This window comes from Pseudomonas sp. B424, from assembly GCF_055408345.1.
Genome location: NZ_JBUZTL010000003.1, coordinates 93879 through 106903, shown reverse-complemented (window position 1 = coordinate 106903; position 13025 = coordinate 93879). Strand labels below are relative to the sequence as shown.

At 60.1% G+C, this 13025-nt stretch carries 15 protein-coding genes; 3 read left to right on the top strand and 12 right to left on the bottom strand.

Annotated features, from left to right (window positions below):
- The first annotated feature begins 14 nt into the window (after positions 1 to 14).
- Positions 15 to 785 (top strand): MetQ/NlpA family ABC transporter substrate-binding protein, encoded by a 771-nt coding sequence (locus ACZRMS_RS05205; protein WP_463994399.1) that lies wholly within the window; start codon positions 15 to 17, stop codon positions 783 to 785.
- A 139-nt stretch (positions 786 to 924) separates the two neighbouring features.
- Here ACZRMS_RS05205 and ACZRMS_RS05200 read toward each other — a convergent pair whose 3' ends face one another.
- The 9 genes from ACZRMS_RS05200 to coxB all read right to left on the bottom strand — a co-directional run bounded on the left by ACZRMS_RS05200 (position 925) and on the right by coxB (position 9116).
- A complete protein-coding gene (locus ACZRMS_RS05200; protein ID WP_463994398.1) occupies positions 925 to 1560 on the bottom strand; it encodes an SCO family protein in 636 nt (211 codons plus the stop codon).
- A complete protein-coding gene (gene cyoE, locus ACZRMS_RS05195) occupies positions 1557 to 2456 on the bottom strand; it encodes a heme o synthase (protein ID WP_463994397.1) in 900 nt (299 codons plus the stop codon). The genes ACZRMS_RS05200 and cyoE overlap by 4 nt, the downstream gene beginning before the upstream one ends.
- Positions 2444 to 3493 (bottom strand): COX15/CtaA family protein, encoded by a 1050-nt coding sequence (locus ACZRMS_RS05190; protein ID WP_463994396.1) that lies wholly within the window; start codon positions 3491 to 3493, stop codon positions 2444 to 2446. The genes cyoE and ACZRMS_RS05190 overlap by 13 nt, the downstream gene beginning before the upstream one ends.
- A gap of 9 nt (positions 3494 to 3502) precedes the next feature.
- The gene (locus tag ACZRMS_RS05185) at positions 3503 to 4096 is read right to left on the bottom strand and encodes a hypothetical protein (protein ID WP_463994395.1); all 594 of its coding nucleotides are present in this window, start codon (positions 4094 to 4096) and stop codon (positions 3503 to 3505) included.
- Positions 4071 to 4808 carry an SURF1 family protein gene (locus tag ACZRMS_RS05180; RefSeq protein WP_463994394.1) on the bottom strand — a complete coding sequence of 246 codons (738 nt, stop codon included), beginning with the start codon at positions 4806 to 4808 and terminating at the stop codon, positions 4071 to 4073. Before ACZRMS_RS05180 ends, ACZRMS_RS05185 begins: the two co-directional genes overlap by 26 nt.
- A gap of 7 nt (positions 4809 to 4815) precedes the next feature.
- Entirely contained in the window at positions 4816 to 5703 is an 888-nt protein-coding gene (locus tag ACZRMS_RS05175) for a cytochrome c oxidase subunit 3 (protein WP_463994393.1), read from the bottom strand.
- A 12-nt stretch (positions 5704 to 5715) separates the two neighbouring features.
- A complete protein-coding gene (locus tag ACZRMS_RS05170) occupies positions 5716 to 6288 on the bottom strand; it encodes a cytochrome c oxidase assembly protein (protein WP_463994392.1) in 573 nt (190 codons plus the stop codon).
- A 31-nt stretch (positions 6289 to 6319) separates the two neighbouring features.
- Positions 6320 to 7909: a cytochrome c oxidase subunit I gene (gene ctaD / locus ACZRMS_RS05165; RefSeq protein WP_463994391.1), complete on the bottom strand. Its 1590-nt coding sequence runs from the start codon at positions 7907 to 7909 to the stop codon at positions 6320 to 6322.
- Between the two features lie 82 nt (positions 7910 to 7991).
- Positions 7992 to 9116, bottom strand: a complete 1125-nt coding sequence (gene coxB / locus ACZRMS_RS05160; protein ID WP_463994390.1) for a cytochrome c oxidase subunit II — start codon at positions 9114 to 9116, stop codon at positions 7992 to 7994.
- Positions 9117 to 9461: 345 nt separating this feature from the next.
- Here coxB and ACZRMS_RS05155 point away from each other — a divergent pair, with 345 nt between their 5' ends.
- Entirely contained in the window at positions 9462 to 10097 is a 636-nt protein-coding gene (locus ACZRMS_RS05155) for a hypothetical protein (protein WP_463994389.1), read from the top strand.
- Positions 10098 to 10185: 88 nt separating this feature from the next.
- Here the strand turns inward: ACZRMS_RS05155 and ACZRMS_RS05150 are convergent, their stop codons facing one another.
- The 3 genes from ACZRMS_RS05150 to ACZRMS_RS05140 form a co-directional block, all read right to left on the bottom strand.
- Positions 10186 to 10899, bottom strand: coding sequence for a carbonic anhydrase (locus ACZRMS_RS05150; protein ID WP_048361350.1), 714 nt, complete (start codon positions 10897 to 10899; stop codon positions 10186 to 10188).
- Positions 10900 to 10991: 92 nt separating this feature from the next.
- On the bottom strand, positions 10992 to 11489 hold the full coding sequence (locus ACZRMS_RS05145; RefSeq protein ID WP_463994388.1) for a 2-thiouracil desulfurase family protein: 498 nt from the start codon (positions 11487 to 11489) through the stop codon (positions 10992 to 10994).
- Positions 11486 to 12121 carry a 2OG-Fe(II) oxygenase gene (locus ACZRMS_RS05140; RefSeq protein ID WP_048361352.1) on the bottom strand — a complete coding sequence of 212 codons (636 nt, stop codon included), beginning with the start codon at positions 12119 to 12121 and terminating at the stop codon, positions 11486 to 11488. The genes ACZRMS_RS05145 and ACZRMS_RS05140 overlap by 4 nt, the downstream gene beginning before the upstream one ends.
- A 151-nt stretch (positions 12122 to 12272) precedes the next feature.
- Between ACZRMS_RS05140 and ACZRMS_RS05135 the strand changes: the two genes are divergently transcribed.
- Positions 12273 to 13025, top strand: a complete 753-nt coding sequence (locus ACZRMS_RS05135) for a hypothetical protein (protein ID WP_463994387.1) — start codon at positions 12273 to 12275, stop codon at positions 13023 to 13025.

The window sequence follows — 13025 nt, the reverse complement described above, 5'->3', positions numbered from 1 at the left end:
CAAGGAGTTGCTGAATGAAGAAGTTATTTGCTGCTGTGGCCGCTGTAGCGGCGTTCTCGGCCCACGCGGGCGATCTGTCGGTGGCTGCGTCCCCGGTACCTCACGCTGAAATCCTGGAGTTCGTGAAACCTGCGCTGGCCAAAGAGGGCGTCAACCTCAAGGTCAAGGTTTTCACCGACTACATCCAGCCAAACGTGCAAGTTGCCGAAAAACGTCTGGACGCCAACTTCTTCCAGCACCAGCCGTACCTGGATGAGTTCAACAAGGCCAAGGGCACCAACCTGGTCAGCGTTGCCGCTGTCCACCTGGAGCCGCTGGGCGCTTACTCGAGCAAGTACAAAAAGCTGGATGAGATCAAGGACGCCAGCACCGTCGTGATCCCCAATGACGCCACCAACGGCGGCCGTGCCCTGCTGCTGCTGGACAAGGCCGGGCTGATCAAGCTCAAGGACTCGACCAACATTCTGTCCACGGTCAAGGACATCACCAGCAACCCTAAAAACCTGAAGTTCCGCGAGCTGGAAGCGGCCACCATTCCACGCGTGCTGACCCAGGTTGACCTGGCGCTGATCAACACCAACTACGCGCTGGAAGCCAAGCTGAACCCGGAAAAAGACGCACTGGTCATCGAAGGCAGCGACTCGCCTTACGTGAACATTCTGGTAGCTCGCCCGGATGACAAAGATTCGGCAGACATGCAAAAGCTGGTAGCTGCCCTGCACACCCCGGAAGTTAAAGCCTTCATTCTTGAAAAGTACAAAGGCGCCATCGTTCCGGCGTTCTGACACACACCATCGCGAGCAAACCCTTCCCCCTGTGGGAGCGGGCTTGCTCGCGATGGCATCATTACGGTTTGTCTTAAATACCGTGCCGCCTGCATCGCAGGCAAGCCAGCTCCCACACAGCAGTTTTCTGCAACCTTCCTTACTTGCGTTCAACCAACCCCGGCAATTGGGCAACCATCTTCGGCGTGCTAAACGGTGCGCGAATAAAACCCCGCTGCGTGCCGTCCGGCCCGATCAGCGCCAGATTGCCGCTGTGATCGACCGTATAGTTCGGCTTGCTGGTATCGGCCGGAATGAACGGAATGCTCACCGCGTTGGCCAGTGTTTGCAGCTCATCGATCGAGCTCGGGGTGAGGCCCACAAATTGCGGATCGAAGTAGCCCAGGTACTGCTTGAGCTGCTGCGGCGTGTCGCGGTTGGGGTCGACGCTGACCAGCACGATTTGCAGTTTGTCCTGCACCTCTTTAGGTAGTTCGCTTTTGATCTGACGCAGCTGGGCAAGGGTGGTCGGGCAGATGTCCGGGCAGAAGGTGTAGCCAAAAAACAGCATGCTCCACTTGTCTTTCAGCTCGTTCATCACCACCGGCTGGCCGTCCTGGTTGGTCATCTTCAGATCCGGCAACTGACGGCTCTGGGGCAACAAAATGATTCCTGCATCAATCAGGGTGGTGTTATCGCTCTGGCTTTTACCCGACATCATCTTGTTAAACGTCAGGCCCATGACCAGGGCCACCAGCGCGACAAGGATAAAGACGGTTTTTTGAGTTCTAGTCATAGGTTCAACACTAAGTAGTGATCGACAAGCAGCGCGATAAACAGCAAGAACAGGTAGTAGATAGAGTACTTGAACGTGTTGATCGCCGCGTGCGGCTGGGTGCCACGGTACAGCACCCACGCCCAATGCAGAAAGCGTGCGCCCAACCCTAGCGCACACACCAGATAGAGCAAGCCACTCATGTGAATCACAAACGGCAGCAAGCTGACGGCCAGCAATGCGAAGGTGTACAGCAGGATATGCACCTTGGTGTAGTGCTCGCCGTGGGTCACCGGCAACATCGGGATATCCGCCTTGGCGTATTCCTCCTTGCGATGAATGGCCAGCGCCCAAAAGTGCGGCGGGGTCCAGGCGAAGATAATCAGCACCAGCAGCAACGGCTCGGCGGTGACATGCCCCGTCACCGCCACCCATCCCAACAACGGCGGTGCAGCCCCGGCCAGCCCGCCGATCACGATATTTTGCGGCGTGGCCCGCTTCAAGAACCCGGTGTAAATCACCGCATAGCCGAGCAAGGAGGCCAGGGTCAGCCAGGCCGTCAGCGGGTTGGTGAACACCAGCAGCAACACCATGCCCGCCACTGCCAGCAACAGGGCAAATGCCAGCGCCGCCAGCGGCGAAACACGGCCCTGGGCCAATGGCCGTTTACGGGTGCGGGCCATGAGTGCGTCAATGCGCCGGTCCACCACATGGTTGACCGCCGCCGCGCCGCCGGCACACAGGCTGATCCCAAGATTGCCGAAGACCAGTACCGTCCAGGGCACCCCGGCGCGGGTCGCCAAAAACATGCCCACCAATGAAGTAATCAGCATCAACACCAGCACTTTGGGCTTGGTCAGTTCCAGGTAATCACGCCATAGCGCTTGCTGCGGGCGCTCGACAATCAAGGTCGCCATGGCTGTTCTCCTTTAAGGCTGAAGGTCCAGCGGGCAAAGCGCGGGGCCCTGACCCTGACCAGCGCGGTGCGGGCGTGGTAGTTGACCAGCACCAGCGTCAGCAGCAGCGCCGCACCTCCGGCGTTATGCGCCACCGCCACCGCCAGCGGCAAACCAAACAGCACGTTACTGAGCCCCAGGCTGATTTGTGCGGCCAGCGCCACCAGCAGCAAACCTGCCAGCCGGGTCATGCCGACCTTGCGCAACTGCCAGGCCAGACCCAGCAATACCAGGGTCAGCAGCAATGCGCCAAGACGGTGGGTGAGGTGGATCGCGGTGCGGGCCTCGCTGTCCAGCTGCCCTCCCAGATAATTGGGGCCGATGTGCTGGGTCAGATGAAAACCATTGGCGAAATCAGCCTCGGGCCACCATTGCCCGTGGCAGGTCGGTACGTCGACACAGGCCACGGCGGCATAGTTGGAACTGACCCAGCCACCCAGCGCAATCTGCATGATCGCCAGCACCAGCCCGGCCGTGGCCCAGCGCTGTAAGCGTCGCGGCACGGCCAGCGCCGGCAATACGCCGGACAGGCGCAAGGTCAGCAAAAACAACAGGCTCAAGGTCGCGAACCCGCCCAGCAAATGCCCGGTGACCACCTGGGGCCACAACTTGAGCGTCACCGTCCACATGCCAAAGGCCGCCTGGGCAATCACCACCAGCAAGATGAACAGCGGCAACTTGAGGGGTTGATCCGGTATATGGCGTTGCCTCCAGGCCCGGGCGGCCAACAGCAGGATCAGCAACCCAAGAGTGCCGGCGAAATAACGATGGGTCATCTCGCTCCAGCCCTTGTCGGCCTCCACCGGCGTATCGGGAAAGTGCAGCTCGGCATGGGCCAGTTGCACCTCGGTCCGGGGTACGCTGATAAAACCATAACAGCCGGGCCAGTCGGGGCAGCCCAGCCCTGCGTGGGTCAGGCGGGTATAGGCGCCGAGCAATACCACCACCAACGCCAGCAAGGTGGCCAGCAAGGCGAGACGAAATCCGGCTTTGGCCATGACATCCCCCTATCCGATATTGGACAGCTTGAGCAGGTGGCGCAGGTCGTTGAGCACGTCCTTGCCGTTGACCCCGGGGCCGTAGCGCAGCACCAGATTACCGTGGGGGTCGATGATCCACAGTTGCGCCGCACCGTTGCCCTCGGCGCCCTGTGTATAAGTCGGCAGGTCCAGGGTGTAACGCTGCAACTGCGGGTATTCGAGTTGCAACCTGGCGGCATAATCCGCACTCACCGGCTGTGCGACGGCCAACCCGTGGGACGCACGGGAGGCATCGCGGCCCAGGCCGATTTGCAGCTGTCGGGCCAGGTACACCAGTTGCTGGCAATCGGCCGCGCAGCCTTGAGGCGCGGTCACCAGCAGTTGCCACCGCTGTTCATCCGTGGCCACGCCAAGGGCGGCGCGGCTTTGCCCGTTACCGATCATTTCACCGTGATAGCTGCGGCTCTCGGGCACCCAGAACTTGAGTTTGTACATGCCCGTGGCCAGCACCATCGGGCCGACGGTGAGCAGCAAGATCAGGATCAACTGCAACCGCCCGCGCCGTCGTGTCGCCGGGGCGATGGCACGCGGGGTATCAGGCGGATTGATGGCCGTTCCCATGGCGTTTCTCCTGAGCATTGTGCCAACCGAGGTACAGATAAAGACCGAACAGGGCCAGCGCCATGGCGAACCATTGCACGGCATACGCGGTGTGTTTTTCCGGGCCCATGCCCGTGGAAATCAGCGGCCAGTCAGCCTGGTAAGCAGCCGGGCCGGGGGCGATACGCACTTCATCGGCAAAACCTTCGCGCCCCAGTTCGGCCCACAGTTTGGCCGGCATGACCGCCGTCACCAGCCGAGGCCAGGGCGCATCGGCCGGGTCGGCGTGCAATTGAAAGGGGGCACCCGGCGACTCATAGACCCAGGCCTGAATATCCAGTATCTGCCCGGGAGTGCTGAACTGCGGCGGCGCAAGGCGGCTCGGCCAGGGCAGCCAGCCACGATTGAGCAACAGCCACTGGCCGCTGGCCTGATCCTGAAACGGTTGCAGCAACTCGACACCGACCTTGCCGTCGCGCACGCGGTTGTCCAGCAGCAGGCTGTGTTGCCCGTCGAAATGCCCGCGCAGCTGCACGCGGCGAAAGGCCGGTTCATCGGTACTCAGCAATTGCCCGGCCGTCACCGGCGCGGCGGCCTGGCGCTGGGCATAACTGTCGAGCAATACGCGCTTTTGCTCGCCGCGGGCCAGCTGCCAGAAGCCCAAAAACACCAATAACGGCAGCAACGCCAACACCACCAGGGTGGGCGCGATGCCGGGGCGAAAGCGCGTCATGGGCGGCTCACAGTACGTACACAAACAAGAACAGGCCGAGCCACACCACGTCCACAAAGTGCCAGTACCAGGTCGCGGCCTGAAACCCGAACTGATGCTCGGCAGTGAAATGCCCGCGCACGATACGAATCAGCATCACCAGCAAAATCAGCGCACCGATGGTCACGTGGGCGCCGTGAAAGCCGGTGAGCATAAAGAACGTCGCGCCATACACCCCGGAACCCAGGGTCAGCCCCAGTTCCGTATATGCGTGGATGTATTCCTCGGCCTGAAACCCCAAAAACCCGATACCCAGCAATATCGTGAGCCCCAGCCAGAACTTCAGCGCCCCGCGATGGCCTTTGTTCAAGGCATGGTGAGCGATGGTGAGGGTGACGCTGGAAGTGACCAGTAACACCGTGTTGAGCAGCGGCAAGCCCCACGGGCTGATAGTGCCTTTGGGCGGCGGATACAGCGCAGGGTCGGGGGTATGCAGCAGCGGCCAGGCAAACTGAAAGTCAGGCCACAGCATGTGCGCCACCGCCTTGCTGCCTTCGCCACCCAGCCACGGGCCAGACAAGTGGCGCACATAAAACAGCGCGCCAAAAAACGCGATAAAGAACATCACCTCCGAAAAAATGAACCAGGTCATGCCCCAGCGAAACGAGCGGTCCAGCTGCGAACTGTAGAGGCCGGCCCGGCTCTCTTTGATGACTGCCCCGAACCAGCCGAACATCATGTACACCACGATCAGGGCGCCACAGAAAAAGATCAGCGGGCCGTGGGACTCTGGCCGCGCCGCCTTCAGATCGTTGAACCATGTCCCCAGGCCATACACCGTAACCAGCAGGCCCACCGTGGCAATGATCGGCCACTTGCTTTGCGCCGGGACGTAGTACTGATCGTGAGTTGCCATGGTGCATTCTCCTTATCGGACAGGCCGGTCAGCGTCCTTGCCGGCGACAGCGGCGACGGGCGGATGGCGAGCGGTGATGTCGAAAAGCGTGTAGGCCAGGGTCAGGTGTTTCACATCCTTGGGCATGGCACGATCGACGATAAAGCGCATCGGCATTTCGATCCGTTCACCCGGTTGCAGCACCTGTTGGGTAAAGCAAAAACATTCGGTCTTGTGGAAGTACTGGGCCGCTTCGGCGGGGGAAATGCTCGGCACGGCCTGCGCTGACATCGGGTGATCGGTGGGGTTGTAGGCGACGAACACCATCTCGTTAACCGCGCCGGGATTGACTACCAACTGATCGCCCTTGGGGTAAAACTCCCACACCATGTCTATGGCATTGGTGGACAAGAACTGCACCCGCACCTGTCGACTCGGGTCGACAACCTGCTCACCTTCGTATTGCCCGGCGGTCTTGCCATTGATGCCGAAGGCTCTGCACATCACGTCGTAAATCGGCACCAGCGCAAAGCCGAAGGCAAACATCACCACCACCATCAGTGACAGGCGCAGGACCAGGCGTTTGATGGGTGTTGAGTTGTTCACACTTACCTCCTTTAGAGGGGCTTTGGACCTTTCATTTGATTTCTGGCGGTGTCGTAAAGGTGTGATAGGGCGCGGGCGAAGGCACGCTCCATTCCAGGCCTTCGGCACCCTCCCAGGGCTTGGCCGGGGCCTTGGGCCCGCCGCGAATACATTTGATGACGATAAACAGGAACAAAAACTGCGTCGCGCCAAACATGAACCCGCCAATCGACGACACCATGTTGAAATCGGCAAATTGCAGGTTGTAGTCCGGAATCCGACGCGGCATGCCGGCCAGTCCCACAAAGTGCATCGGGAAAAAGGTCAGATTCATGCCCACAAACGACAGCCAGAAATGCAGCTTGCCCAGGGTTTCGTCGTACATATGGCCGGTCCATTTCGGCAGCCAGTAGTAGGTCGAGGCGAAGATGCCAAAGATCGCCCCCGGCACCAGCACATAGTGGAAATGCGCCACCACAAAATAGGTGTCGTGGTACTGGAAGTCCGCCGGGGCGATGGCCAGCATCAGCCCGGAAAACCCGCCAATGGTGAACAGAATCACAAAGGCCACGGCAAACAGCATCGGCGTCTCGAAGGTCAGCGAGCCTTGCCACATGGTGCTGACCCAGTTGAACACCTTGACCCCGGTCGGCACCGCGATGAGCAGCGTGGCGTACATGAAGAACAGCTCGCCCACCAGGGGGATCCCCACCACAAACATGTGGTGCGCCCACACGATAAACGACAGGAACGCGATGCTGGCCGTGGCGTAGACCATCGAGGTGTAACCGAACAGCGGCTTGCGCGAGAAGGTCGGGATGATCGCGCTCACCGCCCCGAAGGCCGGCAGGATCATGATGTACACCTCGGGATGCCCGAAGAACCAGAACACATGCTGGAACAACACCGGGTCACCGCCACCCGCGGCGCTGAAAAAACTGGTCCCGAAGTGAATGTCCATCAACATCATGGTCACCACACCGGCCAGCACCGGCATCACCGCGATCAGCAGGAAGGCCGTGATCAGCCAGGTCCAGACAAACAGCGGCATTTTCATCAGCGTCATGCCGGGGGCACGCAGATTGAGGATGGTGGCGATCACGTTGATCGCGCCCATGATCGAACTGATACCCATCAAATGAATTGCAAATATGAAATACGTCACGCTTTCGGGTGCATAGGTCGTGGACAGCGGCGCGTAGAACGTCCAGCCGAAGTTCGGCCCTCCGCCTGCGGTGAACAAGGTTGAAACCAGCAGCAAAAACGCTGCGGGCAGCAGCCAGAAGCTGAAGTTGTTCATCCGCGGCAACGCCATGTCCGGCGCACCGATCATCAGCGGGATCATCCAGTTGGCCAGGCCGACAAACGCCGGCATGACCGCGCCGAACACCATGATCAGCCCGTGCATAGTGGTCATCTGGTTGAAGAAGGCCGGGGCCACGATCTGCAGGCCCGGCTGGAACAGCTCGGCGCGAATCACCATGGCGAACGAACCGCCGAGCAGGAACATGCAGAAGCTGAACCACAGGTACAAGGTGCCGATGTCTTTGTGGTTGGTGGTCAACACCCAGCGCATCAAGCCTTTGGCCGGGCCATGTGCCTGGCCGTCTGCATGGCCGTGGTCATCGATAACAGCACTCATGTCCTGACTCCTGCAAACAGCTGGACCAAGAAGCCAGCGGCACGTTGCCCCCGGCCGTTGTGCACGCACATCCCTGAGCGGCTCATTTGCCTTGCGCCTGTTTGAGCGCCAGCACGTCTTTTGGCGTCACCATGTCGCCCTTGTTGTTGCCCCAGGCGTTGCGCTCGTAAGTGACCACGGCCGCAATATCGACCTCTGACAATTGCTTGCCGAAAGCGGCCATCGCGGTGCCCGGCTTGCCGAAGAACACGCGGTGCAGGTGATCGGCCGCCGGACCGGTGGCTATCGGCGATCCCTTGAGGGCCGGGAACATGGGTGGCAGGCCCTGCCCCTCGGCCTGGTGACAGGCCACGCAGGCGGTGTGGTAGACCTTGTCGCCACGGGCCACCAGTTCGTCGAGGGTCCAGTCCTTGCTGGTCAGCTCCTTGAGCTGCGCAGCTTGCGCCTTGCGCTCGGCCAGCCAGGCGTCGTAGTCCGGGCGGGTTTTGACGTCGACCACAATCGGCATGAACCCGTGGTCCTTGCCGCACAGCTCGGCGCACTGACCACGATAGATGCCGGGCTTCTCGACCCGGGTCCAGGCTTCGTTGATAAAGCCGGGAATGGCATCACGCTTGACCGCAAAGGCCGGCACCCACCAGGAGTGGATCACGTCGGCCGAGGTCACCAGAAACCGTACCTTGGCGCCAATCGGCAACACCAGCGGCTCATCGACCTCAAGCAGGTAATGCTCGCCCTTGGGGGCCTGGTTATGGATTTGCTCGGCGGGGGTGGCCAGGTTGCTGAAGAACTCGACGTCCTGGCCCAGGTATTTGTAGTGCCACTTCCACTGATAGCCGGTGATCTGGATGTCGACATCCGATTCACTGCTGTCATAGATCCTGATCAGGGTAATGGTCGCAGGCACGGCCATGGCGATCAGGATAAGCAGGGGGATTACGGTCCAGAGAATCTCGACCGTTGTGCTCTCATGGAACTTGGCCGCCTCCTGGCCGGTGGAGCGGCGGTGAGCGATCATCGACCAGAACATGGCACCGAAGACAATGATGCCAATTACCACACAGATCCAGAAGATGGTCATGTGCAGGTCGAACACCGCATGACTGACTTCGGTCGCACCCGGCGCCATGTTCACTGTCCAGGCCGCTTGCGCCTGGCTGAAAACTGACCACAACAGCAGGCCCATCCATAGGTGTGGATGTCGCATCGCTGGGTTCCCCTTTATTTTTCTTGTTATTGCGCCGGTCTGCATCGTGTTACGGGCAGCGCTACAAGGGGGCGGTTTCAAACCTGCGAACTCTTACCGCCGAGCCTCGTCTGCTCAGGCAGTCGGGCGTCATCAAAAAACGGTTACAAAAACGAGTATAGACACCGAGACCAACCCCGCAACGCGAGGGGTCAAAACAATGAAATAAGGCCCCATCGACAAATGGCACTCACTGCCCGGTCATAAAATGAATGACAATACTCCCCCTGAAAAAAGCCCTCTCCTTGACTTGAGGACGGCTACTTTTAAAGTACTTCCCTGCCTAGTACCCCCCCTGGAGTTCCCATGAACACCGCCGCCATCCGCGTGCAGATCTCGCGTGCCCAAGAACATGAGGCCGAAACAGGCCTGCTCGCCAAGCATCTGGCCGCTCAATTGCCACACCTTCACACCGCCATTCAACTGCCTGAAGTCGACCGCAATGTAGTGATGACGCGTTTCGTCAGCGCCTATATCGACCAGGTACCCGACTTGCTCGATGCGGCCAATGAAGTCGCTCGCGAGGCCGGTATCGAATCGCAAATCAAGCCGATCCTGAAAATCGCCGAACAGTTTTTTGCTCAGCCACTGCCGCTGCTTGATGGCCACCAAGGGCTTGAAGGTTTGCTGGACGAGGCTTATCTGGCGCACCGCCTGGTCGAAGAGGTCAACGATCTCTACATCAAGCACTTCCAGCAGCCGTTGATCCCGCTGGACATGACCGTGGCCAACCTGATTGCCCACCAGTTGATCGGCGAAGATTTTGCCAACCAGCTCGACGCCGCCGTGCATCACGCCGTTGACCTGATGCTCAACGACGAAAGCTTTGCCCTGGAATCCGTCGAGGCCTACCGCGAGCGCCTGACCAGCCCGCAGACCGGCGCTGCCTGGAAGCGCTGGCCGTGCCTGTCCAAGCAATTGGGCGTTGGTTTGGCGCTGTAACTGTGGTTGCAGGAAGACTTCAGCTGTGGGAGCGAGCCTGCTCGCGAAGGCCATTCGCGAGCAGGCTCGCTCCCACAGTTCATGCTGTTTAAAACCGCGCCTTGGGCGTCGCGCTCGGGATCGGGCTGGTGCCGTCCAGCGGCAGGAAAGCGCCCTTGTCGGCGTCGTAGGCCTTGATCTCGCTGGTTTCGATGTCGTACACCCAGCCATGAATGAACAAATGCCCGTTGGCCATGCGTGACGCCACCGACGGGTGCGTGCGCAAGTGTTGCAGTTGGGCGATCACGTTCTCTTCGGTCAGCACGTGCATGCTTTCAGCTTCGTTGGCGCAGTTGCAGTTGTCCTGCACCATGGTCTTGGCCACTTCAACGTGGTGCAACCAGGCTTTGACCGTCGGCATTTTTTTCAGGCTGGCGGGGTTGAGTACCGCACGCATCGCGCCACAATCCGAATGCCCGCAAATGATGATGTGCTGCACGCCGAGTGCCAGCACCGCGTACTCGATGGCAGTCGAAACACCACCGTTCATCTGACCGTATGGCGGCACAACGTTACCCACGTTACGCGTTACGAACAGATCACCCGGAGCACTCTGGGTGATCAGCTCCGGCACGATGCGCGAATCGGCGCAGGCAATAAACATTGCGCGCGGGTTTTGGGCCGTGGCGAGCTTTTTGAAAAAGGCTTCTTGCTCGGGGAAGATTTCGTGATGGAAATGCAAAAAACCATCAACGATATGATGCAGTGCTGTGTCGGCACTTTCAGACGCGGTCGAGGGCTGCGGTTTGGGCTTGTCAGTCATCGTGTATCCCCTGGGCAAAGTGGCACCGGATGTTACCTGAACTCATTTCCCCGCTCTACAAGGCCTTGTGGCCGCTGGCTTGCCAGCCGCAGTCAGCATCGGGCATCAAGCTGCGCCAACGCCTCGACGGCCTCTTCCAGCTGCAACTCACTGAACACCTGAACGCCTGCACGGGTCAGTAACGCCGCCGTCACGCCCTGGCCTTCAACCTTGGTGGCACTGAAGCTGCCGTCATAGGTCAGTACATTGCCGCAAGACGGGCTGTTGGCCTTGAGGATAGCAATGCCGATACCGTGCTGCTGCACCAGCGCCAATGCCTGACGGGCCCCGGACACAAACGCTGCAGTCACGTCTTCGCCTTCGACGGTCATTACCGGCGCCGTGCCGTCGAGCACTTGAACCCCCTGGCCGCCGGGTATTTCCGCCGGAGCACGGGGCGTGGGCAAACCGCCCGCCACTTCCGGGCACAGCGCAATGACCCGCCCTTCGGCCTGCCATTGCGCCAGTTGCGCGTACGGGCCGCTGGCGCCGCCGTCGTAGCGCACCCGGTGGCCCAACAGGCAGCGGCTGATCAACAGTTTTTGAGTCATAAGAACACCTCGGTAGCGCGGCGGCGGAACCAGCCTGTCAACGACAGACGGTCACGGGTCGCCGGCATCACTTCGTGCGGGATCTCCCCGGAGAGAAATACCACCAGGCAACCGCCGGTCGGCAGTACGTCATAGTCGACATTACCGTCGAGGTACATGCGCAAATGCCCACCATGCTCGGGCAGCCAGCTTTGATTGAGGTACACCACGGCCGACACCATGCGCCGGTCATCGTCGCGGAAACGGTCCAGATGCTTGAGGTAGAACGCACCGGGCGGGTACAGCGCAAAGTGACTTTCAAAGTCCTCCAGGCCCAAAAAAAGCCTGCGATTCATGGCGATTCGCAGGCTTTCCATTAACCCCAGATAACTGTCGCAGGCCAGAGCCTCTCCCGGTTCCAGCCACTGGATATGGTCCCCGCGGATACCTTCGCGAACCTCCTGCGTCAGGCCGCGCCCTACCGCTGCCGGGGTCAGCTCACCCTCGGCAGAACGTTTATGGCACTCAGCCGCCAGTTCGAGGGTCAAAGCCTCGGGCAGAAAAATATTTTGCTGTGACCATCCCTGCGCGTACAGGTCGTCGACGATGCGTAGCAACAGCGGATGATCAGAGGGTATTTGCATGGCGCGCATAGTATCGAGCCGCCTCAAAATCTGACAGCTCCGTCTGGCTGGCAACCTCGAAAAAAATCATCTGCGCACTTTAAGCCGAATACAGAGAGACGAATTCTCGACAAGTCCTACACCCACCCGGACAATAGCGCCCTGCAGACAGGAGTCCCTCATGCGCCGCTTGTTTTTACTGATCGTTATGTTTTGTACGTTACCCGCATGGGCAGACAACCTTGATGACCTGTTTACGGTCGCTGGCTGGCCGCAACAACGCGCGCATTTCAATGACGCTCTCAGTGCCGCCCAGGAACGCTATCGCAACAATTTGCCGCCGGCGGTTTACCAGGCGCTGGTCAACAACAGCAACCAGCGTTTTGCACCCGAGGCGATGGACAAGCGCGCCAAAGAGCAGATGCGCAAACATCTGCCTGACCCGAACCCCGCACTGACCTTTTTTCAGTCGCCATTGGGCAGCAAGATTGTGGCTGCCGAACTGCTGGCCACCCGCCGCGATCAATTGACCAAGCACGCGCAAGGCTTGCCGCGCATGGAAGCCAGCGCCACCCGCCAGTTGCTGATCAATCATTTGTCCCGCGCGCTGCCCGCCCGTGAGGCCGGGGCGGAAGTCAGCCTGGCGATTGCCGGGGTGGCCGCTGACAGTTTGAGTTCCATGATCCCGGGGCTGCTGGGCGGCGGGCAGGCTCAAGGCATGCTCAATGGCCAGCGCCAGCGCTTGATGGATCAGATCGCAGGTGAGCTGGATAACACCTTGCTCTACGTCTATCGCGACCTGTCTGACCCGGAGCTGGAAGAATTCGTCACCTTTGCTGAATCGTCTGACGGCAAAACTTATTACCAGGCTGCGCTGGCCGCGATCCGCGCCGGGTTAGCCGTGGGGCAAAGTACTTCCGACCTGACTCAATAG